At 63.8% G+C, this 23,319-nt stretch carries 22 protein-coding genes; 11 read left to right on the top strand and 11 right to left on the bottom strand.

All coding sequences use genetic code 11. The features are described from left to right. Positions 1 to 10: 10 nt before the first annotated feature. Genes galK through R3P95_RS16105 form a run of 4 tightly spaced genes read right to left on the bottom strand, consistent with a single transcriptional unit; the run spans position 11 to position 5,154 of the window. Positions 11 to 1,177 carry a galactokinase gene (gene galK / locus R3P95_RS16120; RefSeq protein ID WP_149407654.1) on the bottom strand — a complete coding sequence of 389 codons (1,167 nt, stop codon included), beginning with the start codon at positions 1,175 to 1,177 and terminating at the stop codon, positions 11 to 13. Next, positions 1,174 to 2,319 carry a galactose-1-phosphate uridylyltransferase gene (gene galT, locus R3P95_RS16115; RefSeq protein WP_317548827.1) on the bottom strand — a complete coding sequence of 382 codons (1,146 nt, stop codon included), beginning with the start codon at positions 2,317 to 2,319 and terminating at the stop codon, positions 1,174 to 1,176. Before galT ends, galK begins: the two co-directional genes overlap by 4 nt. Continuing rightward, a complete protein-coding gene (locus R3P95_RS16110; RefSeq protein ID WP_149407652.1) occupies positions 2,306 to 3,121 on the bottom strand; it encodes a DeoR/GlpR family DNA-binding transcription regulator in 816 nt (271 codons plus the stop codon). The genes galT and R3P95_RS16110 overlap by 14 nt, the downstream gene beginning before the upstream one ends. Continuing rightward, positions 3,121 to 5,154, bottom strand: a complete 2,034-nt coding sequence (locus R3P95_RS16105; RefSeq protein ID WP_317548826.1) for a beta-galactosidase — start codon at positions 5,152 to 5,154, stop codon at positions 3,121 to 3,123. Before R3P95_RS16105 ends, R3P95_RS16110 begins: the two co-directional genes overlap by 1 nt. Before the next feature lie 211 nt (positions 5,155 to 5,365). On the opposite strand from R3P95_RS16105, the gene R3P95_RS16100 reads away from it, so the two are divergent. Genes R3P95_RS16100 through R3P95_RS16085 form a run of 4 tightly spaced genes read left to right on the top strand, consistent with a single transcriptional unit; the run spans position 5,366 to position 10,668 of the window. Continuing rightward, positions 5,366 to 6,661, top strand: a complete 1,296-nt coding sequence (locus R3P95_RS16100) for an ABC transporter substrate-binding protein (RefSeq protein WP_317532959.1) — start codon at positions 5,366 to 5,368, stop codon at positions 6,659 to 6,661. A gap of 49 nt (positions 6,662 to 6,710) precedes the next feature. Then, a complete protein-coding gene (locus R3P95_RS16095) occupies positions 6,711 to 7,610 on the top strand; it encodes a carbohydrate ABC transporter permease (protein WP_068045284.1) in 900 nt (299 codons plus the stop codon). Next, on the top strand, positions 7,610 to 8,539 hold the full coding sequence (locus R3P95_RS16090; RefSeq protein ID WP_149407649.1) for a carbohydrate ABC transporter permease: 930 nt from the start codon (positions 7,610 to 7,612) through the stop codon (positions 8,537 to 8,539). The genes R3P95_RS16095 and R3P95_RS16090 overlap by 1 nt, the downstream gene beginning before the upstream one ends. Next, a complete protein-coding gene (locus R3P95_RS16085) occupies positions 8,536 to 10,668 on the top strand; it encodes an alpha-galactosidase (RefSeq protein ID WP_317548825.1) in 2,133 nt (710 codons plus the stop codon). The genes R3P95_RS16090 and R3P95_RS16085 overlap by 4 nt, the downstream gene beginning before the upstream one ends. 78 nt (positions 10,669 to 10,746) lie before the next feature. On the opposite strand, the gene R3P95_RS16080 is transcribed toward R3P95_RS16085, so the two are convergent. Next, positions 10,747 to 12,006 carry a reverse transcriptase family protein gene (locus R3P95_RS16080; protein WP_317532961.1) on the bottom strand — a complete coding sequence of 420 codons (1,260 nt, stop codon included), beginning with the start codon at positions 12,004 to 12,006 and terminating at the stop codon, positions 10,747 to 10,749. Positions 12,007 to 12,323: 317 nt separating this feature from the next. On the opposite strand from R3P95_RS16080, the gene R3P95_RS16075 reads away from it, so the two are divergent. Beyond that, the gene (locus tag R3P95_RS16075; RefSeq protein ID WP_068045290.1) at positions 12,324 to 12,731 is read left to right on the top strand and encodes a DUF302 domain-containing protein; all 408 of its coding nucleotides are present in this window, start codon (positions 12,324 to 12,326) and stop codon (positions 12,729 to 12,731) included. Positions 12,732 to 13,015: 284 nt separating this feature from the next. On the opposite strand, the gene R3P95_RS16070 is transcribed toward R3P95_RS16075, so the two are convergent. Both R3P95_RS16070 and R3P95_RS16065 read right to left on the bottom strand, forming a co-directional pair. Beyond that, positions 13,016 to 13,279 (bottom strand): metal-sensitive transcriptional regulator, encoded by a 264-nt coding sequence (locus R3P95_RS16070; RefSeq protein ID WP_011331580.1) that lies wholly within the window; start codon positions 13,277 to 13,279, stop codon positions 13,016 to 13,018. A 116-nt stretch (positions 13,280 to 13,395) separates the two neighbouring features. Further along, positions 13,396 to 15,576 carry an MMPL family transporter gene (locus R3P95_RS16065; protein ID WP_317548824.1) on the bottom strand — a complete coding sequence of 727 codons (2,181 nt, stop codon included), beginning with the start codon at positions 15,574 to 15,576 and terminating at the stop codon, positions 13,396 to 13,398. Positions 15,577 to 15,789: 213 nt separating this feature from the next. Here R3P95_RS16065 and R3P95_RS16060 point away from each other — a divergent pair, with 213 nt between their 5' ends. From R3P95_RS16060 to R3P95_RS16050, 3 genes are all read left to right on the top strand, one after another. Then, positions 15,790 to 16,347 (top strand): class I SAM-dependent methyltransferase, encoded by a 558-nt coding sequence (locus R3P95_RS16060; RefSeq protein WP_317548823.1) that lies wholly within the window; start codon positions 15,790 to 15,792, stop codon positions 16,345 to 16,347. Positions 16,348 to 16,617: 270 nt separating this feature from the next. Beyond that, positions 16,618 to 17,178 carry a DUF3558 domain-containing protein gene (locus tag R3P95_RS16055; protein WP_317548822.1) on the top strand — a complete coding sequence of 187 codons (561 nt, stop codon included), beginning with the start codon at positions 16,618 to 16,620 and terminating at the stop codon, positions 17,176 to 17,178. Between the two features lie 27 nt (positions 17,179 to 17,205). Beyond that, a complete protein-coding gene (locus tag R3P95_RS16050) occupies positions 17,206 to 17,592 on the top strand; it encodes a hypothetical protein (RefSeq protein ID WP_317548821.1) in 387 nt (128 codons plus the stop codon). 64 nt (positions 17,593 to 17,656) lie between these two features. On the opposite strand, the gene R3P95_RS16045 is transcribed toward R3P95_RS16050, so the two are convergent. Both R3P95_RS16045 and R3P95_RS16040 read right to left on the bottom strand, forming a co-directional pair. Then, a complete protein-coding gene (locus tag R3P95_RS16045) occupies positions 17,657 to 18,484 on the bottom strand; it encodes an SDR family oxidoreductase (protein ID WP_317548820.1) in 828 nt (275 codons plus the stop codon). Positions 18,485 to 18,652: 168 nt separating this feature from the next. Then, a complete protein-coding gene (locus R3P95_RS16040) occupies positions 18,653 to 19,210 on the bottom strand; it encodes a helix-turn-helix domain-containing protein (protein WP_317532965.1) in 558 nt (185 codons plus the stop codon). A gap of 66 nt (positions 19,211 to 19,276) precedes the next feature. Between R3P95_RS16040 and R3P95_RS16035 the strand changes: the two genes are divergently transcribed. Genes R3P95_RS16035 through R3P95_RS16025 form a run of 3 tightly spaced genes read left to right on the top strand, consistent with a single transcriptional unit; the run spans position 19,277 to position 21,063 of the window. After that, positions 19,277 to 19,975, top strand: a complete 699-nt coding sequence (locus tag R3P95_RS16035) for an AzlC family ABC transporter permease (RefSeq protein ID WP_300515899.1) — start codon at positions 19,277 to 19,279, stop codon at positions 19,973 to 19,975. Beyond that, complete coding sequence (locus tag R3P95_RS16030) at positions 19,972 to 20,283, top strand: AzlD domain-containing protein (protein WP_317548819.1); 312 nt, start codon at positions 19,972 to 19,974, stop codon at positions 20,281 to 20,283. The genes R3P95_RS16035 and R3P95_RS16030 overlap by 4 nt, the downstream gene beginning before the upstream one ends. Positions 20,284 to 20,301: 18 nt before the next feature. Beyond that, on the top strand, positions 20,302 to 21,063 hold the full coding sequence (locus R3P95_RS16025; RefSeq protein ID WP_149407641.1) for an IclR family transcriptional regulator: 762 nt from the start codon (positions 20,302 to 20,304) through the stop codon (positions 21,061 to 21,063). On the opposite strand, the gene R3P95_RS16020 is transcribed toward R3P95_RS16025, so the two are convergent. Both R3P95_RS16020 and solA read right to left on the bottom strand, forming a co-directional pair. Beyond that, the gene (locus tag R3P95_RS16020) at positions 21,037 to 22,182 is read right to left on the bottom strand and encodes an aromatic ring-hydroxylating oxygenase subunit alpha (RefSeq protein WP_317548818.1); all 1,146 of its coding nucleotides are present in this window, start codon (positions 22,180 to 22,182) and stop codon (positions 21,037 to 21,039) included. The genes R3P95_RS16025 and R3P95_RS16020 overlap by 27 nt on opposite strands. Then, complete coding sequence (gene solA / locus R3P95_RS16015; protein ID WP_317548817.1) at positions 22,179 to 23,318, bottom strand: N-methyl-L-tryptophan oxidase; 1,140 nt, start codon at positions 23,316 to 23,318, stop codon at positions 22,179 to 22,181. The genes R3P95_RS16020 and solA overlap by 4 nt, the downstream gene beginning before the upstream one ends. Position 23,319 lies beyond the last annotated feature (1 nt).

Here is a 23,319-nt window from a genome sequence, read left to right as displayed (position 1 = left end):
TTTGTAGAGGTTAGAAGAATCGATGCGCGGAGCCGGAGGGCTCGGCAGTCAGAAAAGTGGGTTCCGGCAGTCCGGATCGTGCTGCACCGGTAGCGATCTCGTCCGCCACAGCCTGGACCAGCTCCGAGGGAACCAGCGCAATGGCAGAGCCGCCGAATCCCCCGCCGGTCATCCGGGCCCCGTATGCACCCGCGCGCAGCGCCGCATCGACCGCACTGTCCAGCTCCGGTGAGCTGACCTCGTAGTCGTCTCGCAAGGACGCGTGCGAGGCCGTCATCAACTCACCGAGTTCGGCTCCTGCGGCGCCGCGGTCGAGCAATTCGGCGGCCTCCTCCACTCGGCGAATTTCACTGATCACGTGGCGAACTCGCGTGATCAGGGTGTCGTCGACGAGTCCCGACACCGCCTTGTCCAGATCGAGACCGCGCAGCGTCGTCACCCCCAATTCGGCGTACGCGGTGTCCAGCGCCTTCCGCCGTTCTCCGTACTGACCGTCGACCAACCGATGCGGCGCGTTGGTGTCGATCACCAGCAACCGAGTTCCCGACGCGGCGAGATCGAGGGGTATCTGACGCGTCGAACCGTCGAGACAGTCGAGTAGCAGCGCACGTCCCGACTGGGCCGACATCGCGATGTTCTGATCCATGCCGCCGGTCGACGCACCGGCGATCTCGTTCTCGGCCCGAATGCTGGCCTCGATCAGCGTTTTCCGATCGACCTGCAGATCGAAGAGGTCATCGAGCGCCAGCGCGAACGAGCATTCGAGGGCCGCCGAGCTGGACAACCCCGAGCCCACCGGTACCGAGGAGTGCACGGCAACATCGACTCCGCGAACCCCGTGTTCCCGCAATGCCCAGGACACGCCCGCCACGTAGGCGGCCCAACCCGACGGCGTACCCGGACCGATCTCCGCGAGCTCACCCGTCCACGACTCGTCGGTGTGTGTGGACACGGCACGCATCGTGGTGTCCTCGCGGCGCCGTACAGCGACTGCGGTTGCGTACGGCAGCGCGAACGGCAACACCAGTCCGCCTGCGTAATCGATGTGTTCACCGATGAGATTGACGCGACCCGGAGCAATCCAGACGCCGTCGGGTTCGCCACCGAATGCGCTGCGGAACAACGCTGCTGCACCGTCGGCGAGATCCTCCTCGGGCACCACCTCGAGCCAGTTCACGTCAGTACCTCGCGCAGTCGATCGGCGATCCGCTCAGGTGTGGTGTCGTTGACCCACGCACCCATCGCCGATTCGGATCCGGCCAGGAACTTCATCCGACCCGGTGAACGCATCATCGAAAACAGTTGCAGGTGAAGTCTTCCCAGCTCGCGATCGGCTCCGACGGGGGCCTGATGCCACGCCGAGATGTACGGCACTTCGTCGACGCCTTCGAAGAATGCATCGACGGCGCGCAGCAGATCGCGATAGACCCCGGCCAGTTCGTCCCGCTCGGGACTGTTCAACTCGGCGAGGTCCGCGACGCCGCGACGAGGAGCGAGGTGAACCTCGACGGGCCAGCGCGAAGCCGCCGGGACGTACGCGACCCAGTGCTCGGCGTCGACCACGATGCGTCGACCCGAACGCAGCTCGGCGGCGAGTACATCGGCCAGCAGCACTCGACCGGTGCGCTCGAAGTGTGTGCGCGACTGTCGCATCATGGCGTCGGTGCGGGGCGGAAGGTAGGGGTAGGCGTAGATCTGACCGTGCGGGTGCGTCAGCGTGACGCCGATTTCCTTGCCACGGTTCTCGAAGCAGAACACCTGCTGTACGCCCGGTATTGCCGACAGAGCCGCTGTGCGATCGGCCCAGACGTCGATGATGGTGCGGACGCGAGAGAGTTCCAACGACACGAAAGATGCGTCGGGATCACTGGCGAAACAGATCACCTCGCAGCGTCCGGTGCCGGGCGCGAGCGGCCACAGCGCCTCGCCGTCCACCTCTGTCGGAAGCGTCTGTTGTGCAGCAGTTTCGGACAGTGATGGGAACCGGTTCTCGAACACCACCACGTCGTAGTCCGACGCCGGGATCTCGGTGGCCGGGCGGCCCGGCCGGCTCGGTGCCAACGGCGACGCGTCGGCCGGGGGCAGGAACGTGCGGTCCATTCGCTGCGCCGCGATGACGATCCATTCGCCCGTGAGGACGTCGAATCGCATCTGCGACTGCGACATCGACGGTGAGAGAGCGCGGGTATCGACCAGGTCCCGGGTGGCTCCGCCGGAGACGTACGGCTCGGTGTCGTCGTAGTAAATCAACTCGCGGCCGTCGGCCAAAGTGGTCGACGTCTTGCGCAGTGCGTGCGTCGTGGCGTCATGCGCGGTCATCGAGTACTCGTTCCTCGTTCGTGTCGACGGGTCCTCCGGCGATCACCACGTCGTCGACCACCTCGGACAACGCGTCCTGCACGCCGAGGTCGAGCCCGGCATCGGTGACGAACACGTCGACGCGGGAGAGCGGGATGGTGTTGGCGAGCGCGCGGACGCCCCATTTGGTGTGGTCGGCCAGCACGATGACGCGTCGAGACGATGCCACCAGCGCCTGATTGGTCTGTGCTTCCATCAGATTGGGGCAGGTGAGCCCGGATTCGATGTCCACTCCGTGCGTTCCGAGGAACAGCATGTCCAGGTGGATGCTCTGCAATGCGCTGACGGTGAGTGGTCCGACCAGCGCATAGGAGGGCGTGCGTTGTCCGCCGGTGAGCAGGACGGTCTGATCCGTTCGGCCACCGGTGTGGAAGACCTCGGCGACGGGAAGCGAATTGGTGACGACGGTGATGTCCGGGATGTCGAGTAGTTCCTGAGCGAGCGCGTGAGTCGTGGTACCGCCGGAGATGCCGATGGAGGTCCCCGGTCGCACGAACCTCGCTGCGGCCTTGGCTATGTCCGCCTTGGCATCTCGATCCAGTTCGGACTTCGCGGAGAAGCCCGGCTCGAACACACTCGCCGATCGTGGCAGCGTGACACCGCCGTGCACCCGCTCGACCAGACCGCGAGCCACCAATTCGTTGATGTCGCGTCGAATGGTCATGTCCGACACCGACAGTGCAGTACCCAGGTCGGCGACCTTGACCGCACCCTGCGCGGTCACCTGGTCGAGGATCTTCTGCTGACGCTGATGGGCGAGCATCAGCTGTTCTCGGCAATCACTGCACTACCGCCCGCAGCCACGATCAGCTCACCGTCGACGTGTGCGCCGCTGACCAGGTCGGTACCGGTGGCCGGCACGCTCACCTTGTCACTTCCGTGATTGAGCACGAACAGCCAGGACTGCTCCCCCGCCGAGCGCCGCACGATCTCCACATCGGATCCCAGATCTCGTCGAGTCTCGATACCGGCTCCAGCGCAGAGCTTGTCGGCCAGCGTGGCCCAGCCGGCCGCGTCGGGAACGGTGGCCGCATACCAGGCAGCGCCGGTGCCGACGGTCCGCTTGGTCAGCGCAGGAACACCGCGCAGATGGCCCCTGGTGTGGCGCGCCAGCACATCGACATCCTCGGATGCGGTGAGATATTCACTCCAGATCTCACCGACGGTCTCGTCGTCGAGGGACAGGGTCTCGCCCTCGGCGAGCGGGAAGAACTCTTCGACGCGGACTCCGAGCAACTCTCGGAAGGCCCCCGGGTAGCCGCCGAGTCGCACGTGGTCGTCCTCGTCGGCGATTCCCGAGAAAGCAGTGACGAGCACCTGCGCACCCGCCTCGGCCGCGTCGGCAATCCGCGCAGCGGTCTCGTCACTGCACAGGTAGAGGGCCGGGACGACGATCACGTCGTAATCGCTCAGGTCCGTCGACGACGGGACGACGTCGCAGGTCACGCCTGCGGAGGTGAAGCCGTGATGGGCGCGGCGGGCAATCTCCTTGGGCTGCATCGCCATCGACGGATGACCTTCCTGCTCGCACGCCCACTGGGAGGCCCAGTCGAAGAGCACGGCGACCCGAGCGTCGACGGTGCTGCCTGCCACCGGGGCCATGCGACGCAGTGCCGCACCGAGTTCGACGACCTCACGCCACCGGGCGGAGTCCTCGCCTGCGTGCGGCACCAGTGCGGAGTGGAATTTTTCTGCTCCGGCCTTGGAGGCGCGGAACTGGAAGTAGGCGATGCCGTCTGCTCCACGTGCCATGTGTGCCAGGGAGTTCCGCATCATCTCGCCGGGCACCTTGGCGCGGTTGATGTGCTGCCAGTTGACGGCGCTGGTGGAATGTTCCATCAACAACCAGGGTCGACGCCCCACGACGCCGCGGGTGAGGTCGGCCGAGAACGACAGCTTGTGATGCGCTGCGCCATCACCGGTTTCGGGTCCGACGAGGTAGTGGTCGGTGGAGACGATGTCCTGCTCGGGAGCCCAGGACGCGTAGTCCATGTTGCCGGCGAGTGCGGGGCCTTGGCCCATGCCCACCATGAAGTTCGTGGTGACGGGGACGTCGGGGGTGATGCGGTTCAGCACGGCCTTCTCGGCGCGGTACTGCTCGAGGAGTGCGTCGGAGCAGAAACGGCGCCAGTCGAGTTGGTGCGTGGGATTACCGAACGTGGTGCTCACCGACGGGGGAACGATCTCGTCCCAGTCGCTGTACCGCTGGCTCCAGAAGTCGGTGCCCCACGCGGTGTTGAGGGTTTCGAGGTCGATGTACTTGGCGCTGAGCCATTCCCGGAACGCGTGCGCGCTGTCGTCGGAGTAGCACAGGGCGTTGTGGCAACCGAGTTCGTTGGAGACGTGCCACATCGCCAGCGCGGGGTGCTCACCGTAGCGGTGCGCCATCTTCTCGACCAGTACCAGTGAATGTTCCCTATAAACAGCGGAACTGGGGCTCCAGGTCTGACGGCTGCCGATGGCGTAGCGGTAGCCGCGCTCGTCGACCGGCCGCATCTGCGGGTACGCAGTGGCCAACCACGGCGGCGGCGACGCGGTGGCCGTGGCCAGGTCGACGCGAATATCGCCCTCGTGCATCAGATCCATGACGCGATCGAGCCACTCGAAGTCCCACGTCGTGGCGGTCGGCTGCAGACGAGCCCAGGAGAAGACACCGACGGTCACGAAGTCGACGCCGGCCTCGTGCATGAGTTCTACGTCGCGTCGCCAGACGTCCTCGGGCCACTGCTCGGGGTTGTAGTCGCCCCCGAAGGAGATTCCCTGGGTCGGCCAGGTGCTGCGTCGCGCTGTGTCCATGCTCACAATATGAACGAGACGTTCTCAGATGTCAACATGAATGAACATTTTCTTACTGATGCTGGTGAGCGGGCCTCGAAGAGCTTGACATACGCCGTGGCGTCGTGTTTCTGTAACCTGCATCACCCCGAACGATCAGTCGAGTACCGCGGAACGCACAGCGGAATGTTCACTTCTGATCGTTATCGATATTTTCCGTCGAAGGACTCTCATGAACCCACACGAGTGGCCGCGTACCTGGCAGCCGTCTCGGCGCGACTTCCTCAGGTCTGCGCTCGTCGCCGCGGGTGCGATCACCGCAGGTGGCGTGCTGTCGTCGTGCTCGAGCAGTCTCGATCCCAACACGATCACGCTCGGCTCACGGCTGTCGGACAAGAACTCCAAGGTCGGCGTCGAGGACGTCGTCGCCATGTATCGGCAGCAGACCGGTGGCGACATCCGCGTCAACACCGTCGACTCGACGTCGTTCCAGGAGAACGTCAACAACTACCTCCAGGGCACGCCCGACGACGTGTTCACCTGGATGGGCGGCTATCGAATGAAGTACTTCGCAGACAAGGGTCTGGTGGAGGACGTCTCGAGCGTGTGGGCGAGCAACGGCGGCGGATACAGCGACTCCTTCAAGGAGAACTCGACCGGATCCGACGGCAATCAGTATCTGATTCCGTTCTTCTACTACCCGTGGGCAGTGTTCTACCGGCCGAGCCTGTGGGCCGAGCGTGGGTACGAACCACCCAAGACCTACGACCAGTGGGTCACCCTGAGCAAGCAGATGCAGGCCGACGGCGTCACCCCGATCGGCTTCGGTGCGCGTGACGGCTGGCCGCCGATGGGGACGTTCGACTACCTGAACCTGCGCCTCAACGGAGTCGACTTCCACCGCACCCTGCTGGCCGGTGACGTCAGCTGGACCGACAATCGAGTCCGCACCGTATTCGACACGTGGCGCGAGCTTCTGCCGTTCCATCAGCCACAACCGCTGGGTCGAAAGATCGCCGACGCTCAGACGGCGTTGCTCAACAAGAGCGTCGGGTCCCTGGTCGCCGGCATGTTCGTCGCGCAGAGTTTTCCCGCCGGGCCCGACCGGGACGACCTCGATTTCTTTCCCTTCCCCGAACTCGACTCCGCCATCGGCAGTTCCGCAGTGGAAGCCCCGATGGACGGCTTCATGATGCGCGCAGATCCACGCAATCGCCCCGGCGCCGAGAAGCTGTTGACCTTCCTCACCGGCCCCGAACCTGCCGTCGCCTACGCGAAGCAGGATCCGCAGGCCATCCCCGCACACCGCGACGCCGACCTGTCGGATTTCCCTGCGCTGGTGCGCAAGTCGGCAGACCTCGTCCAGAACGCCGGAGAGATCACGCAGTTCTTCGACCGCGACACTCGCCCCGATTTCGCGTCGATCGTCATGATCCCGGCCCTGCAACAGTTCATCGGCAACCCCAACGACGTCGACGGATTGGTCCGCAGCATCGAGCGTCAGAAGTCGGCGGTGTTCGGAACATGAATCCCGTTCGCCCCCAAACCATTCACCCACGTCGAGATCAGGTAATGCCATGACCGCACCCGAACGGGTCAAGTCGCCGAAGATCAGGCGCAGTGTTCGCGAGAAGTGGACCATCGCGATGATGCTCGGCGTTCCCGCGATGATCGTCATCGGACTCGTCTGGATCCCCACGGTCTTCACGGTGATCCTGTCGTTCGCACGATGGGACGGCATCGGCGGCACGTCGAGTATCGAGTGGATCGGTACCCAGAACTACGTCGACGCGGTCCAGGCGTATCCACCGTTCCAGCAGGCGTTGCAGAACAACGTGCTGTGGCTGGTGTTCCTGTTCCTCGTCCCCACCGTCATCGGCATCCTGCTGGCGATCCTGCTGGACAAGAACCTCAAGGGATCTCGGCTCTACCAGAGCATCTTCTACATCCCCGTGGTGCTGTCGATGGCCCTCATCGGCTTCATCTGGCAGCTCATCTACTCCACCGAGGGCGGCGTCCTCAACAGCCTGCTCGGTACCGACGTCGACTGGCTCGGCGATCCGGACATCAACATCTGGGCCGTCATGGTCGCAGCAGGCTGGCGTCACACCGGCTACATCATGCTGTTGTACTTGGCCGGCCTCAAGGCCATCGACCCGTCCGTCCGCGAGGCCGCGGTGATGGACGGAGCCGGACCGATTCGCACGTTCTTCAGCGTCATCTTCCCGCTGATGAAGAACACCAACCTGCTGATCATCGTCATCACCGTCATCGAGGCGCTACGCGCGTTCGACCTGGTGTGGGTGATCAACAAGGGCCGCAACGGACTCGAGCTGATCTCGGCGCTCGTGACGGCGAACGTCGTCGGTGAGGCGAGCCGCATCGGCTTCGGTTCGGCACTGGCCACCATCATGCTCGGCATCTCACTCGTCTTCATCGCCCTGTACCTCGCCATCGTTCTTCGGAGCAAAGACTGATGACCACTTCACTCACGCGCACAGCACCTCCCGAGCGCGATCCGTTGACCCGCAACCGTACGGCCGTCGCCAATCGTCGACGCGCGGGCACTGCGCAGATCGCGATCTACGTGCTGCTGACGGTCATGGCACTGGCCTGGCTGTTTCCACTGGCGTGGGCGGTGTACAACTCGTTCCGCAGCTACGACTACGTGCTGCTCAACGGGTACCTGTCGGTGGGCGGCTTCACGTTCGACAACTACATCGACTCGTGGCAGATCGGCGGCATCCCGCACTACTTCCTCAACTCGCTGATCATCACCGTTCCGTCGGTGCTGCTCATCCTGTTCTTCGGCTCGATGGCGGCGTTCATCCTGGCGCGGTTCAGCTGGAAGTTCAACATCTTCATGTTGGCGGTGTTCATCGCCGGCAACCTGCTACCCCAGCAGACTCTGCTGACCCCACTGTTCCGGCTGTACAACGCAATTCCGGTTCCGTACTGGATGAGCTCCTCGGGCTCGCTGTACGACAGTTACTGGGGACTGATCATCGTGCACGTCGCATTCCAGACCGGGTTCTGTGTCTTCGTCCTCAGCAACTACATGAAGACCGTGCCCCACGAATTGCTCGAGGCGGCGACCGTCGACGGAGCCGGACTGTTCCGGCAGTACTGGCAGGTCGTCATGCCGCTGTGTCGGCCTGCGTTGGCTGCCCTCGCGACACTCATGGTGACGTGGATCTACAACGACTTCTTCTGGGCCCTGGCCCTGATGGTCAGCGGCGACAAGCTCCCGGTGACGACGGCGCTGCAGAATCTGCAGGGCAGCTTCTTCACTGACACCAACCTCCTCGCCGCCGGTTCGGTGCTGGTGGCCCTGCCGACGGTGTTGGTTTTCATTGCGCTGCAACGACATTTCGTCTCCGGTCTGACGATGGGTGCCAACAAGTGAGTTTCACCGTCCTGCGCCGTGACGGAGTCATGGTGATCCTCGGCCCGTCCTCCACTGCGGTTCCGGCCGTGCTGCACTGGGGTACCGATCTCGGTGAACTCTCCGATCACGACCTCACCGAACTGCGCCGGGCCGCAATACCCGCGGTTCCGCACTCGAGTGTGGACGTACCTCGGTGGCTCACCCTGGCACCTCATGGCGACGACGCCTGGCAGGGCACCCCCGCTCTGGCAATGCATCGCGACGGTTCGGTGCAGTACCCGCGGTGGGCAGATGTGACCGTCTCCGCTACCGAATTCGGTTGCACTGTGGACGCTTCCGACAGCAAGCTCGGCATCTCGTGGTCGATCGAACTGTCGCTCGAGGTCGGTGGATCACTGCGGGTCCGTCAGGGTGTCCGGAACGTCTCGGGCGGAACCCTTACTGTCGACGGCGTCGTGACCCTGATGCCGTTGCCGGACACTGCAACCGAACTGCTCGATCTGACGGGCCGGCACTGCCGCGAACGCACCCCGCAGCGTCGACGGTTCGATCACGGCACGGTGGCGCGGGCCTCGCGTCGCGGAAGAACCGGGCACGACGCCACCCTGGTACTCACTGCAGGCAGCGAGGGCTTCGGCTTTCGTAACGGCGAGGTGTGGGGCACTCACGTCGCGTGGAGCGGCGATCACCTACATCTGGCCGAACGTCTGCCCGAGCGGGCCGGTCAGGCCTCGGGCGTCCTGGGTGGCGGTGAGCTGCTCGCCCCCGGCGAGGTAATTCTGCAGGTCGGTGAAACCTACTCGACTCCGTGGGTGCACTTCGTGTACTCCGCTGCTGGACTGGACGGTTCGGCGCAGTCTCTGCATCGCTGGATGCGCTCCCGCCCAGCACACCCCACATCCCCGCGCCCAGTGGTGCTCAACGTGTGGGAGGGCGTCTACTTCGACCACGATCTCACCCGGCTGCGCGGCATCGCGGACGTCGCCGCACGAGTGGGCGTCGAACGGTTCGTGCTCGACGACGGCTGGTTCCGCCACCGCCGCGACGACAAGGCAGGCCTCGGCGACTGGCAGGTGGACGAGGGCGTCTGGCCCGATGGGCTGGCTCCGCTGTTCGATCACGTCCGAGAGCTCGGCATGAGCCCCGGCCTGTGGTTCGAGCCGGAGATGGTGAACCTCGACTCCGATATCGCTCGGGCGCATCCGGATTGGCTGCTCGCAGCACCAGGTCGCATTCCGCTGGAGTGGCGTCACCAGCACGTCTTGGATCTGACCCGCGACGACGTATTCGACTACCTGCTTTCGGCCATCGACCAGGTGCTCACAACCGAGCGGCCCGAGTACGTGAAGTGGGATCACAACCGGGACCTGATGCTCGCCGTCGACTCCGAGGGTCGCGCTGCGGTGCATGCCCAGACCTCGGCGTTCTATCGGTTACTCGACGCCTTGCGGTCCCGGCATCCGGAGGTCGAGTTCGAGTCCTGCGCATCGGGCGGAGCCCGCATCGACCTCGAGGTCCTCGAACATACCGACCGGGTCTGGGCGTCGGACACCAACGATCCGCTCGAACGTCAACGGCTGCAGCGGTGGACGACGCAGTTGCTGCCGCCGGAGCTGATCGGATCCCATGTCGGGCCGCAGATCGCGCACACGTCCGGACGGTGGTCCACTCTCCAATTCCGCTGTTTGACAGCCCTGTTCGGTCACGCAGGGTTGGAGATGGACGTCACGGAACTATCGTCCGAGGATCACGAGTACCTGGCAACCTGGACCACGTTGTACAAGGAACTGCGCGGGCTACTGCACACCGGCGACGTGGTGCGCTCCGACCACCCCGACCCGAGCGTCTGGGTGCACGGCGTCGTGGCAGCCGATGCATCGGAGGCTGCGTATGCGGTGGTGCGGATGGACACCTCGGCCGAGGACCGCACGGATCGCGTGCGCCTCCCGGGTCTCGATCCCTCCCTCAGGTATCGCGTCGAATTCGTACGTGAGCTCAGCGATCTCGGCAACGGCATTGCGCTGCCACCGTGGATCGCCGACGGTGGTGTACTGGAACTGTCGGGTGCGATGCTCGCGCAGGCCGGTGTGGCACTCCCGGTGTTGTTCCCGCAGACCGGAGTGCTTCTGCGAGTGCGAGCCCTCTGAGGCGGATCGGCTCCTCAGTTCTGTATTCCCGCCTGCGATCGGAGGCTGGAATCCGAATCAGAGGAGCTGATTCGCGGCTCAGTCCCAGTTCACCTGCGACGCCATACTCAGCAGCTTTGCTCGTCGCGTCTCGTTGGTCTCGCCGATGCGGGCGATGCGTCCGTAGACATGGGCCCGAAAGTCGTTGTGGTCGTTTCGGTTCTGTTCGGCAACGCCGGCGGTGATGCAGTTGTGCAGCAGCGCCCTGAGATTGTCGTACTCTTCTCGCGGCACTGCCGGCCACGAGTTGACCACGAGTCCGGTGAGCTGTTGTCTCTGATGCGCGCGTCGGACCCTGGTCTTGTCCGGATGGATCGTGAAGCCTTCGTCGTGAGCGATCTGGGAGATCAGCCAGAGCAGTCTGTCGACGTCGACGTCCGCACCGCCGGAGAACGCCAGGTCGTCTGCGTATCGGCTGTAGCGGGCTCCAACAGATCGGGCCAGTCCGCTCGCTCGGATATCGAGTTGTCGTGCAGCGAGATTCGCCAACGCAGGAGACGTGGGCGCACCCTGCGGCAGATGGGTGGCACGAAGCCTCGCTGCGGTGGGGCGGTCCATCCCGATCAACTCGCCGGCCGGGGTGACCGTCGTACACAGCGCTGCGAGATTTGCCGCGACCCTCCGTGGGTAGCCGACCGCCTCGAAGATCGCGACCACTCGATCGAAGCCGATCGACGGGAAGAAGCGTCGGAGATCCACGGAGATCACCACGTCGCGTTCGGCGTGGGGCATCGCAAATGTTCGCGGGCTGCGCGCCTTTCGGAAGCCGTGCGCCGCCGGATGTGCCGGTATTGGATCGAGGATGCGGCGCAATATCTTTCGCTGGATCTCGCGCAGTCGTGGTTTCGGAACCTCCAGCAGGCGGATTCCCTGCCGCTTGTCGAGTCGCGCAGACCGATAGTGCTGCAACGGGAACGGTGCGGTTCGGAGTCTGCCCTGCAGATCGGCGAACCATTCTATTTCGGAAATCGTCAGGTCGAGGGAACGAGCGAGCTGACCGGTCGTTTCGTAGCGCGGCACCTCGAATCGCCAGGGTTTGCGGCCGGTACGCACTTGCGGTCGCTGCGAAGACCTCGAAGGCTCCGAGATGAACGGGAGATCGCGCAGCAGAACGAATATCGATGCCTCGTCGAACGGCGGGCTCGGATACAGATTGATGATGCGATCGGCCAACCACGACGCCTTCTCAGGCGTGAGACGCGCGAACGCGACCTCGAGGCCTGATCGCGTCCACTCGGCATCAGCCGCCAACCGAGCCAGTGTCGCAGCGGCCCGTGGGGACAATTCGCGTTCGGTCATGGACGGCTGTCGATCAGATGCAACGCTGTGACATGCAACGGCGCGGGGCGACCGAAATCTTTCGTCCTCGGAGCAGTCAAGCACGCGAAGCGTGCCGAGCTGCTTCGGACGCAGTGCTCGCTTCTCGTGATGTACCCAGGGGTTACCCCTGAGACCGGTCCCGCGGACCAACTCTCGCCCGCGCGCCGCTGCATACCTCCACCATGCCAAATCGACGCCGGTCTGTCAGCGGGATACGCGACATCTCACCGGCTGTGCGATACCCATGCGGGTATGCTCGGCATTGTCAGCCTCGACAACCGAAGGATCGGAACATCATGACCGAATTGGCCATCAGCACGCGAGTGAACACCACGTTCGAGGACACTGTGGACGCCACTCGAAAAGCGCTGTCCGAACAAGGTTTCGGCATCCTCACCGAAATCGACATGCAGGCCACGTTGAAGTCGAAGATCGACGCCGACATCGAACGCTATGTCATCCTCGGTGCCTGCAATCCGCGATTGGCGAAGGGAGCGATCGATACGGATCGGCAGGTCGGGTTGCTGCTGCCCTGCAACGTCGTCGTCCGAGCCGACGGAGGCAGCACGATCGTGGAGGCGATGAATCCGCAGGTCATGGTCGGATTGTCCGATGCCTCCGGGCTTGCCGACGTGGCCGATGAGGCCACTGCGCTGCTGCAGGCGGCAATCATGACGTTGGGCGGCGACAGCGCCGTCGTGTGAACCACCACTCGACCTGACCGCTATACCCCCTTGGGTATAGTGGGAGTCAGGTGTTCGAGTGACAGAGGAGAAATCATGTGTAGAGCCGTCACGTGCAAGAAGTGCGGAAAGACGACGTGGGCAGGGTGCGGCCAGCACATCGACCAGGTGATGCGGGGCGTTCCCTCGTCGAATCGATGCAAGGGTCACGACGCCGATCCGCCGTCTCCAGGGTTTCTGTCCCGCATGTTCTCCAGAAAATAGTCCTGCCCACCCCGTTCCATTGCGGGGTGGGCAGGAGAATCTCAGGCGAGGGCGAGAAACAACTTCTCGAGTTCCGCTTCGCTCATTTTCTCGCCTGTCTCCGCTCCCGTGATGCACTCACGGAGTCCGGTGGCGACGATCTTGAAGCCTGCCCGGTCGAGAGCCTTCGACACCGCGGCCAGCTGGGTGACGACATCCTTGCAGTCACGACCGCTCTCGATCATGGCGATCACCCCTGCAAGCTGACCCTGCGCACGCCGCAGACGGTTCAATACCAATGCGATGCTTTCGGTGTCACCGGTCATGTCGTTCAGTCCTTCGTTCGATGAAACTCCAGTTTACCCCTAGGGGTAAGAGTGGTCGTGGTGGCCGAAGCCGGACGGCCTCGGCCACCACTGTGTTGCTCTGGATCGGTGACGACTCAGCTGTGCGAGAAGCCGATCTTGGGGAGTACCGAACGCAACCACGCGGGTGACCACCATGCGGCGTGGCCGGTCAAGCGCAACAACACCGGCAGCAGCACCAAGCGGATGAGAATCGCGTCCAGCAATACGGCGACACCCAGAATGATTCCCATCTCCTTGGGTGGCAGTGGTTCGGCAAGCGCGAACGAGAAGAACACCGCGATCATCACCGCTGCCGCCGCGAAGATCACGCGTCCCGAATGCGCCATTCCGTCGATCTGAGAACCGTGCGGATCACCGGTGTTCTCGTAGTGTTCCTTGACGCTCGACAGCAGAAACACCGTGTAGTCCATCGCGATTGCGAAGATCATCGCGAAGAAGAACACCGGGCCCCAACCGTTCAGGAATCCCTGCGGCGTGAATCCGAGCAGCGACGAGCCGTGACCGTCCTGGAAGATCAGCTTCGCAACACCGAATGCCGCTCCGGTGGACAGCAGGCTGACCACGGTCCCCAGCAGGGCGATCAGCGGTGCCTGCAGCGCGATCAGCAGCAGCAGGAATCCGAGCACGAGGATCACCGACACCACGATCGGCAGATACTCGTTCAACGCGGTCTGCAGGTCCAGGTTCTCCGCGGGTGCACCGCCGACGATCGCTCCCTCGGGCAGCTCGGCGCGCAAGGCGTCGAGTGTGGTCTCGAGTACGGGGTCCGACGGGTCCACGTTCGGGATGGCCTGCAGCATGACGAAGCCGGATCCGTCCATGGCGGGCATGGGCGGCGTCACCATCGATACGCCGTCGACGCTCGCTGCGATCTGCGCGGTCTGCTCCGCCTCCGATGTGGGGGCGATGATCTGCAGCATTCCTGGTGCACCTTCACCCATCTGTGCCTGAACCAGTTCGTAGCCCTGCCGAACCGGAGCGTCCTCGGGCACAACCGAAATGGACGGCATGGCGACCTTGAGACCCAGTGCCGGAATCGACAGCGCCACCAGAATCAGCAGCGAGCCGATGGCGAACGGCCACGGATGCTTGTGAAGCAACTGACCCCAGGACGCGAATTTCGGCGAACGGTGCACCTGCCGCTTCGCGTACGGGAGGGAGCCGGCATTGACCTTGGGTCCGAGCTTGCCCAGAACTGCGGGGAGCAGTGTCAGGGTGGCCGCGAGCACGAACACCACCGCGAGCATGATGCCCACGGCCATCGTGCGAACCGCAGGTGCTGGCACCAGAAGCACGGCAGACAAGCTGATCAGCACGGTCAGACCGGACAGCAACACGGCTTTGCCTGCCGTGTCCATGGTTTCTGCCACTGCACGCTGCGGGTCGATCCGTCCGGCGTCGATGGTCTTTCGGAGCGCATCCCGGAATCGAACGACGAGGAAGAGCGCGTAGTCGATACCGAGCGCCAGCGCGAACATCATCGCAAAGTTCATGGCCCACACCGAAATCGGCGTGATTTCGTTCAGCAGAACCAAGCCACCCGCGGATGCGACCAGACCGGCCAGCGTCAACAGCAGGGGCAGGCCTGCCGCGACGAGGGATCCGAACGCGAGCACCATGATCGCCAATGTGACGGGCCAGGAGATGATCTCGGCCTTGATCATCGCGTCGTGGTTGGCCTTGTTGAAGTCACTCCACAGCGCCGATGCTCCGGTCGGGTAGACCTCGATCGAGTCCGTGGAGGCTGCGGTCAAGTCGCCCTTCAGATCGTCGACGGCCTTCACCATCTCGTCGGTCGTCCCGTTCGCTCCACCGATGAGGATTCCGGTGTGCCCGTCGGGACTGATCGACATCCCCGGTTGCGGGGAGATCACCTCGGAAATCCGCGAGTCAGCGGCCAGAATGTCGGTGACCTCGGAAATGACTGCCGCGACAGCGGGATCCGTCACCTGCTCGGTGTCCGAGTGCACGACCACCTGTATCGCGGCAGAAGAGTTGCCGCCGAAGTGCTCCTGTGCGAGTTCGCGAACCTGGACCGACTCCGATCCGTTGGATTGCCAACCGGCACCGGCGAGAGAGCCGAACACCGACGGGGCAAACGCTCCCAATCCGATGATGACCACGAGCCACGCGGTGACCACCCACTTGAAATTGCCTGCCATGCGCGCACCGAAGCGCGCCAACGGCCCCCCGGTGATCCCTGGCGGCGAGCTGTCTGCAGAACTCTCGTCGGTTCGAACGTCCGTAGAACTCACTGTGTGTCCTTAAAGGTCGGGGGCGGTGACCGAACGGTAGCACGGTACCCCCGGGGGTATCAATGATTGAGTTTTACGTACCCCACGGGGTATACATGACAGGCGCGACACGACGCCTACCTGGAGGCCTGACCTATGCCGTCACATCCGACCGATCGGCATGACAGGTGGCAGCGATACTGGGACCAACAGTCGGTCCACTACGACAAGCACATGAACTTTCTCGACCGCGTTCTGTTTCGAGACACCCGATCCTGGATCTGCTCTCGAGCCACCGGCGAGGTACTCGAGATCGCGGTGGGAACCGGCCTCAACCTCGACCACTACCCGGAGCGGACGGCCTTGACCGGGATCGAACTGAGCCCGGACATGCTGGCGCGCGGTCGAACTCGTGCAGAGTCGGTGATGCCCGATGCCAATCTGATGCTCGGCAATGCGCATGGACTGGAGTTCCCCGACGCATCGTTCGACACCGTCGTCTGCACCTTCTCCCTGTGCGCGATCCCCTCACCCGACGTCGCTCTCGCGGAAATGACACGAGTGCTGCGGCCCGGCGGAACCCTTCTGCTGGCCGACCACGTCCCCTCGTCCCTGCGGGTCGTTCGATGGCTCCAGCGCCTGGTCGAATTGGTGAGCATCCCCGTGGGCGGTGAGCACTTCCTGCGACGCCCCTCTCTCGCACTTGTCGGCGACGACACCTTCACCGTCGAGGACATCGAAAGATTCAACCTCGGACTCGTGGAGCGTCTGCAAGCGCGAAAGCGACTGTGACACAGCCCGACGCAGGGATCATGGAGTCGAATCGTCGGTGGCGTCCGTTCGATCGTGCAGTCATCGAGGCTGTTTCACCGACGCCGCACAGTGACGCACCTACGATGGCAACCCATCGGGCGATCGCGCTCGAGTACCGCCGATCTACGCCCCTCGTGGGAATCCGCACCCCCTGGACGCGGTGTGAATTCCGACGAGGGGCGTGAATTCGACCGTCTCGGGAACCGGACGAGGCGGAACTGCGTCCAAGAACATAGGTGTTCTCGAGGAATGGACGAAGCGATGCACAGGGCACGTCGATGGCTCCCGGCAATGGCGATACTTCTGCTGCTCACGGGCTGTGCGAGCGCTACAGAAGATGACGCGACTCCGACCGCGGCCAGCACCACCCTCGCAACACCCACGACGCCATGGGATCCCTGCACCATCCCCGACGAGGCCATCGTGCGAGCGGGATTGAACGCCGAGACCAAGGAATCGGGGATATTCGGACGCGATCAAAACGGATTCAAGATCTGCGGCTGGGTAAGTCGCTCGCCTGCCGACGGGTATTTCGTACGCATTTTCGTTGGGCTTCAGAGCTTGGACTACATCGACGACCCTGCCTACTTCGACCGACTTCAACCTGTCCGAGTAGGCACCCGGGATGCCACCCAGTATCAGCAGATTGCGGCCGATGCATCCCGCACCTGCGGCATCGCATTCATGGCTGGAGCTCAATTGATCAGAGCAACTTTGATTACAGGTCAACTGACTGGCAGCCCACCTTACGACCCATGCACCGAACTCAATGTCGTCGTGGCCCGACTCGAACCCGAACTACCCAAATAGTGGTACGGACAGGAAGGACGGGCAACCGTGGTTGATTCTCGAGCAAACCTGATTGCGCACTGGCAGGAGCTGAACGCCAAAGCCGACGCCGGCACGATCACCATTCCAGCCGATGTCGCCGCCAAATGCGACGGTGCCTGTGTCGCCTACCTCGCTCACCTCAAGAAGATGCAGGTAGACGCGCTTGCGCTCACCGAAGTCAAGTCCTGGGGCGACCTCAAGTCCGCTCAGGATTTGCAAGCCAAGTTTCTCAGCCTGGCCACCGGCACAGATCGCTCTCTCGACATCGTTCTTCAGCAGCACATCGACGTCATCGAATCGATGCGGATGCTTTTCCGTCGCTACTTTCACGAGACGTCCGACACCGATGAGCGAACGTCGGCGAACATCAGTGCGCTGACTCCGGAGAACTGATCGACCGCAACGCAACGCGAAAGGGGTGGCTCCAACCGAACCAGACGGTTCAGGTGCGGCCTGATCAGCCTCCGTGTGCCTCGACGGCCACGGGCTGCCATTCGCGCCAGCTCGCGAGTCGCGATTCGTAGTCCTTCGTCGCGATCTCCAGCGGAGCCTCGCCGAAAAAGACTCGCAGCGGCGGCTTCTCGACGTCGACGACCTTCAGCAGAGCCGACCGCGTTGCACTCGGATCACCAGGAGTCGCCTGCCGGGCGCTGCGCAGCTTCGTGGCCTTGTCCCGAATCGGGTCGTATGCGGCGATGTCGGTGGACTTCTTCGCAGACGGGCCGGACCAGTCGGTGGAGAACCCGCCCGGCTCGATCAGCGTCACGTGAATACCGAAGTCTTCGACCTCCTGCGCCAATGCCTGGCTGAATCCTTCCAGGGCCCATTTGGAGGCGTGGTACGCACCGACGTTCGGGAACGCGGAGATACCGCCGATGGACGACACCTGCAGAATGTGGCCGCTGCCCTGCGCACGCATGAACGGCAGTGCGGCCTGGGTCACCCACAGCGCACCGAAGACGTTGGTCTCGATCTGCGCCCGGGCGTCCTCTTCGGACAGTTCCTCGATCATGCCGAATTGGCCGTAGCCGGCGTTGTTGATAACGATGTCGAGTGAGCCGAACGTCTCGTGAGCCTGCTGCACGGCCGCGAAGTCGGCCGCCCGGTCGTTCACGTCGAGCTCGATCGGCAGAATCGCGTCGCCGTACTGCTCGACGAGGTCCTTCAGCGTGTCGGTGTTGCGAGCGGTCGCTGCCACCCGGTCGCCGCGTTCGAGGGCCGCGATGGCCCACTCGCGTCCGAATCCCTTGGATGTGCCGGTGATGAACCACGTCTTCGCTGCCATGAATCCTGTCCCTTTCGATCAGCGGACAAAAGTAGGGACGACGTCCGCTGCAAACGCCTCTCGGCGAGTGGTCGCTCGAAGCGACAAATGGGGTGAGGCCCGGGGCTTGCCAAGCGAACGCCGTCAAAAGAGTCCAACGAGGCATGCCCGCCGACTATTCCCCCTACGTCAGCTGTGTTCCGTGATCATCACTGCCATGGTGTTCGGCTCCAGGGCCTCGAAGATGTGCGGCACGTCGCCGGGGTAGGCAACGTAGTCGCCCGGCACCAGTTCGACGGCCTCCCCCATCGGGCCCACCATCGCCCGTCCCGCGCTGAGCACCACATGCTCGACGACATTCGGCGAGTGTGGGTCCGAGCGCCTCGGTTCACCGACGTCGGCGCTGATCAGATAGATGTCCCGCCGAGCGTTCGGTGGAGACGACGCCAGCAGCGTCGCCGTGTAGTCCGCCCTGTCCGACGCGAATCTCGGACCCTCCCCCGCACGAATCAGGCGGACCGACTGCTTCGCGGGCTCGACCAACCTGGAGAACGGCACGTCCAGGGTGACGCTGAGCGCCCAGAGAGTTTCGAGGCTCGGGTTCCCGGTACCCGATTCAAGCTGCGACAGCGTCGATTTGGCAATACCTGCTCGGCGGGACACTTCGGCGAGAGACAGTCCCACGCGCCGCCGTTCCTGCTGGAGAGCGGCAGCTATTGCCGCGATCGGTGGACCGGTATCCGCCATTCGTTCACTCCATCGGTACGATCGTTTGATTTGACGAACAGCCTAACATCGTCCACTATAACGACCATGCGTTCGACATGGCGAACCCTGCCCGGGGTCAACATCCGCGACATCGCGTTGGTCTGCCTGGCCGACGCTCTGGTCGGGGCATCGTTCGGTGCTATCTCGGTGGCAGCGGGTCTGCCCCTGTGGCTGCCGGTCGTGATGTCACTGGTGGTCTTCGCCGGGTCGTCCCAATTCATTTTCGTCGGCATTCTGGCTGCAGGCGGCAATCCCGTTGCCGCCGTCGCCAGCGCGTTGCTCGCCAACATCCGACTGGTGCCGCTCGGCTTCTCCATCGGTGAGGTGTTTCGCAACGTCTCTCCGTTGAAGCGACTAATCGGAACTCACCTCATCACCGACGAGGCAGTGGCCTTCAGCGTTGCCGAAAAGGACGAGGGCAGCCGTCGAACAGCGTTCTGGCTGTGCGGGATCGGACTGTTCGTCACCTGGAACATCGGCGTCGTGATCGGCACGCTCGGCGGCGGTGCGATCACCGATACCGCCGCACTCGGTCTCGATGCCGCATTCCCTGCGATCCTGCTGGGACTGATCATGCCCGCGCTCCGAGACCGGGCCACCCGCAACGCAGCCCTCGTCGGAGCATGCATTGCGCTCGTCGCCTCGATGTTCCTGCCCAGCGGACTACCCGTGCTCTTGGCACTGGTCGCCGTCGTACCGGTCATGCTCTCCAATGCTCCTGTTGCACAGAAGGAATCCGCATGAACCTCACGATTCCCCTGCTCGCACTGGTCATCGGCACGTACGCGCTCCGCATCGCCGGCCCGGCACTGAGAACCCGAGTCGCCATCTCACCCCGGATCGACAGGGTCATGACCACTGCCGTCGCCGTCATCTTCGTGGCACTGGTCGCCACATCGACCCTCCTCGTGGGCAAGGACTTCGCCGGATTCGCGTTGCCCGCAGGAGTCGCCGTTGCCGCCGTACTTGCCTGGCAACGAGCGCCGTTCGTCGTCATCGTTCTCGCCGCGGCTGCCACTACTGCGGGACTTCGATGGGTCGGCGTCAGCTGAGTCTGCAAGACTGGGTTGGTGTCCGAGTCCCCTGTCCAGTCCGTCGACCGTGCGATCGAGGTGCTCGAATACCTGGCCGACCACGGCGAATCTGGGGTTCAAGACGTTGCGGCGCACCTCGAGGTACACAAGTCCACGGCCTTTCGCCTGCTCAGCGCACTGGAATTTCGCCGACTCGTCGAACAACCCGGCGAGCGCGGCAAGTATCGCCTGGGCATCGGCCTGATCCGCCTCGCCACGTCCGTATCCGCTCAACTCGACATCACCCGCATCGCCCGACCGATCCTGCAGGAACTCGCCGACACCATCGGCGAGACCGTCAACATCGCTGTGCCCGACGGCAACGTGACCGTCAACATCGATCAGGTGCGAGGCGGCTCGTCGATCATCAGTCACAACTGGCTCGGCGAGAGATCGGCTCTGCACGCGACGTCCAGTGGGAAAGCCCTGATGGCGTACGACGACTCGCTCCTCAAAGCCGGCGTCGACGGTCATCTCGAGCTGTTCACTGCGAACACCATCACCACCAAGGCCGATCTGCTCGACGAGATCGAGACGGTCCGTGCCACCGGGATTGCCTACGCCCGTGAAGAGTTGGAGATAGGACTCAACGCGACAGCAGCCACCATCATCAGCTACGACGGAACAGCAGTGGGTGCCATCACTGTCTCCGGTCCCGCCTACCGCCTCGACGAGGACCGTCTCACCGCTGCTGGATCCTCGGTTCTCGAAGCAGCACAGCGTGTCTCGACGTTATTGGGTTGGTCCGGCCACGCGTGATCCGACCCAGTCGTGAAACACCCTGATGTGATGCTCGGCCGGCACCAGGACCCCGCCGTCGCGATACATCCGTGACGACATCGCCGGCTGACACCGCTCGCACGCCTCGAAATCCTGCTCGTTGACGCGATGGAACAGCTCCACCGACTTGTCCATCGTTGCCGCATTGGTCGGATCGGCGACCACCCCGGGCGCATACAGCCAATCGCATTCGACGACAGTGCGATCCACGGCCATCGGGAACATGCGATGGATGATCACGTGATCGGGGACGAGGTTGACGAACACCGTCGGCCGAATCGTGATCGCGTAGTACCGTCGATCACGGTCCTCGCTCACACCGTCGAGGGCGTCGAACCCGTGGGAGCCGTCGACCGTGAAACCGGCTATGTCGCTGCCGAACTCGGCACCGTGGCCCACGTACGTCTGCGCTGCCATGCCGTCCGCGAACTCCGGCAGCACCTCGGTGAGCTCGGGGTGAATCGTTGCGCAGTGATAGCACTCCATGAAGTTCTCGACGATGAGCTTCCAGTTGGCCTTGACGTCGTAGACGATCCGACGCCCCAGGGCGAGCGAGTCCATGTCGTACGAGTCGATGGCACCCACACCGCCGAGCCGTTCGCGAACATCACCCTGCACCGTGTCCTCGAACGACGGCGCATCCTCGGCGACGCACACCCAGACGTAGCCGAGCCATTCCCGAACGTGCACCTTCCGCAGCCCGTACTCCACCCGGTCGATCATCGGCATATCGATCAGGTTTGGAGCTGCGATCAGCTTCCCGTCGAGATCGTACGTCCATGCGTGATAGGGACATTGGAAGTTTCGACGCACCGTTCCCGACGCCTCGGTGCACAGTGTCGCGCCGCGATGACGGCAGATGTTGAAGAACGCGGTCACACCGCCCTTTCGATTGCGACTGATCAGAACCGACTCTCGCCCGATCTGAACCGTCCGGAAGTTGCCCGGCTCGACGATGTCGTCCGACCTGATGGCGCAGAACCACATCTGCTCGAATATCCGATCCTGCTCGCGGACGAAATATGCGGGATCGACGTAGGTTTCACCTCCCAGCGTCGGAAGCAGAGTCGGCTGCAGTTCGGGATCGACCATGGTCATGCCGACACCGCGCATCTCGCCGGGTCGAAGAGTGCGATGGGATGCTTCGTCGCGCCGTCGATCGCGAGGTCGGCGAGGACTTCGCCGATGACGGGGACGAACTTGAAGCCGTGCCCCGAGAAGCCGCACGCCACTGTCACATTCGCGTGATCCGGGTGCTTGGCGACAACGAAGTGCTCGTCCGGCGTCGTGGTGTACATGCAGGTCTTCGCATCCTGATGCGGTCCGGACAGCGCCGGAAACGTGGTGACGATGCGCTGCTGCAGCCGAGCGATCTCCTCGGGATGCACTGTGCGATCGATGGTGTCGGGATCGCACGGCGTTCCGGCGCGGAAGAACGAGATCTTCACGCCACCGCCCTCCCCGTCGATGGCCGGAAAGCCGTAGATCTGATCGGGCCCGTCCCCGCAGATGTACACGGGGTGGTGCGAGCTGTCGAAGGCCGCTTCGCCCGACTCCGGGGTGATCCAGTGCATCACCTGCCGTTCGACCACCATCGGTACGCCGATCTCGGCCAGCAGCTTCGGTGCCCACGCTCCCGGTGAAATGACCAGTGCACCAGCGGTGTACGTGCCGGCCACTGTTGTCACGGTCACCGAGGAGTCGGTGGATTCCCAACCGAGCACCTTCTCGTCGTAGCGCAGTTCGGCACCCGCAGCTTCGGCGAGATCGAGATGCGCGGCCACCGTCGTCTCGGGTCGCGCGATGCCCGCCTTCTCCTCGAAGAGGGCGAACTCGTCGGGCTGCAGTCGGACCGTCGGGAAGCGCCGCTGTGCCTCGGTGGGGTCGAGAACATCATGCTTCAGGCCCCACTGCTCCGAGGCACGCAGGCTGCCGCCGAACGTGAGCCCGTCCGGCCTTCCCACGTAGAGACCACCGGTTTCGGTGAACACGTCCCGCCCACTGTCCGAGGCGAGGTCGTGCCACAGTTCGTACGCGCGCAGGAGCAACGGTACGTAGGCCGGGTCCTCGAAGTACGACTGCCGGTAGATGCGGGAGCCACCGTGACTCGATCCCAGCGCATGCGCGGGACCGAACTGATCGATACCCAGCACCCGCTGTCCGCGTCGGGCGAGGTGACAGGCGGCGGCACTGCCCATTCCACCGATACCGAGGACAATCACGTCATACGTCATA

This window comes from Rhodococcus cercidiphylli (assembly GCF_033042225.1).
Lineage (GTDB): Bacteria > Actinomycetota > Actinomycetes > Mycobacteriales > Mycobacteriaceae > Rhodococcoides.
The sequence above is the reverse complement of the archived record's forward strand: the minus strand, read 5'-3'. Positions and strand labels throughout refer to the sequence as shown.

Excerpts from the sequence above, each read along its gene's own strand:
- R3P95_RS16060 (WP_317548823.1), top strand. The coding sequence starts at position 15,790 with ATGAACTTTCTCGACCGCGTTCTGTTTCGAGACACCCGATCCTGGATC.
- R3P95_RS16035 (WP_300515899.1), top strand. The coding sequence starts at position 19,277 with ATGCGTTCGACATGGCGAACCCTGCCCGGGGTCAACATCCGCGACATC.
- R3P95_RS16075 (WP_068045290.1), top strand. The coding sequence starts at position 12,324 with ATGACCGAATTGGCCATCAGCACGCGAGTGAACACCACGTTCGAGGAC.
- R3P95_RS16090 (WP_149407649.1), top strand. The coding sequence starts at position 7,610 with ATGACCACTTCACTCACGCGCACAGCACCTCCCGAGCGCGATCCGTTG.
- R3P95_RS16030 (WP_317548819.1), top strand. The coding sequence starts at position 19,972 with ATGAACCTCACGATTCCCCTGCTCGCACTGGTCATCGGCACGTACGCG.
- R3P95_RS16070 (WP_011331580.1), bottom strand. The coding sequence starts at position 13,279 with ATGACCGGTGACACCGAAAGCATCGCATTGGTATTGAACCGTCTGCGG.
- R3P95_RS16045 (WP_317548820.1), bottom strand. The coding sequence starts at position 18,484 with ATGGCAGCGAAGACGTGGTTCATCACCGGCACATCCAAGGGATTCGGA.
- R3P95_RS16080 (WP_317532961.1), bottom strand. The coding sequence starts at position 12,006 with ATGACCGAACGCGAATTGTCCCCACGGGCCGCTGCGACACTGGCTCGG.
- R3P95_RS16100 (WP_317532959.1), top strand. The coding sequence starts at position 5,366 with ATGAACCCACACGAGTGGCCGCGTACCTGGCAGCCGTCTCGGCGCGAC.
- R3P95_RS16110 (WP_149407652.1), bottom strand. The coding sequence starts at position 3,121 with ATGCTCGCCCATCAGCGTCAGCAGAAGATCCTCGACCAGGTGACCGCG.
- R3P95_RS16105 (WP_317548826.1), bottom strand. The coding sequence starts at position 5,154 with ATGGACACAGCGCGACGCAGCACCTGGCCGACCCAGGGAATCTCCTTC.
- R3P95_RS16020 (WP_317548818.1), bottom strand. The coding sequence starts at position 22,182 with ATGACCATGGTCGATCCCGAACTGCAGCCGACTCTGCTTCCGACGCTG.
- R3P95_RS16040 (WP_317532965.1), bottom strand. The coding sequence starts at position 19,210 with ATGGCGGATACCGGTCCACCGATCGCGGCAATAGCTGCCGCTCTCCAG.
- R3P95_RS16095 (WP_068045284.1), top strand. The coding sequence starts at position 6,711 with ATGACCGCACCCGAACGGGTCAAGTCGCCGAAGATCAGGCGCAGTGTT.
- solA (WP_317548817.1), bottom strand. The coding sequence starts at position 23,318 with ATGACGTATGACGTGATTGTCCTCGGTATCGGTGGAATGGGCAGTGCC.
- R3P95_RS16055 (WP_317548822.1), top strand. The coding sequence starts at position 16,618 with ATGGACGAAGCGATGCACAGGGCACGTCGATGGCTCCCGGCAATGGCG.
- galT (WP_317548827.1), bottom strand. The coding sequence starts at position 2,319 with ATGACCGCGCATGACGCCACGACGCACGCACTGCGCAAGACGTCGACC.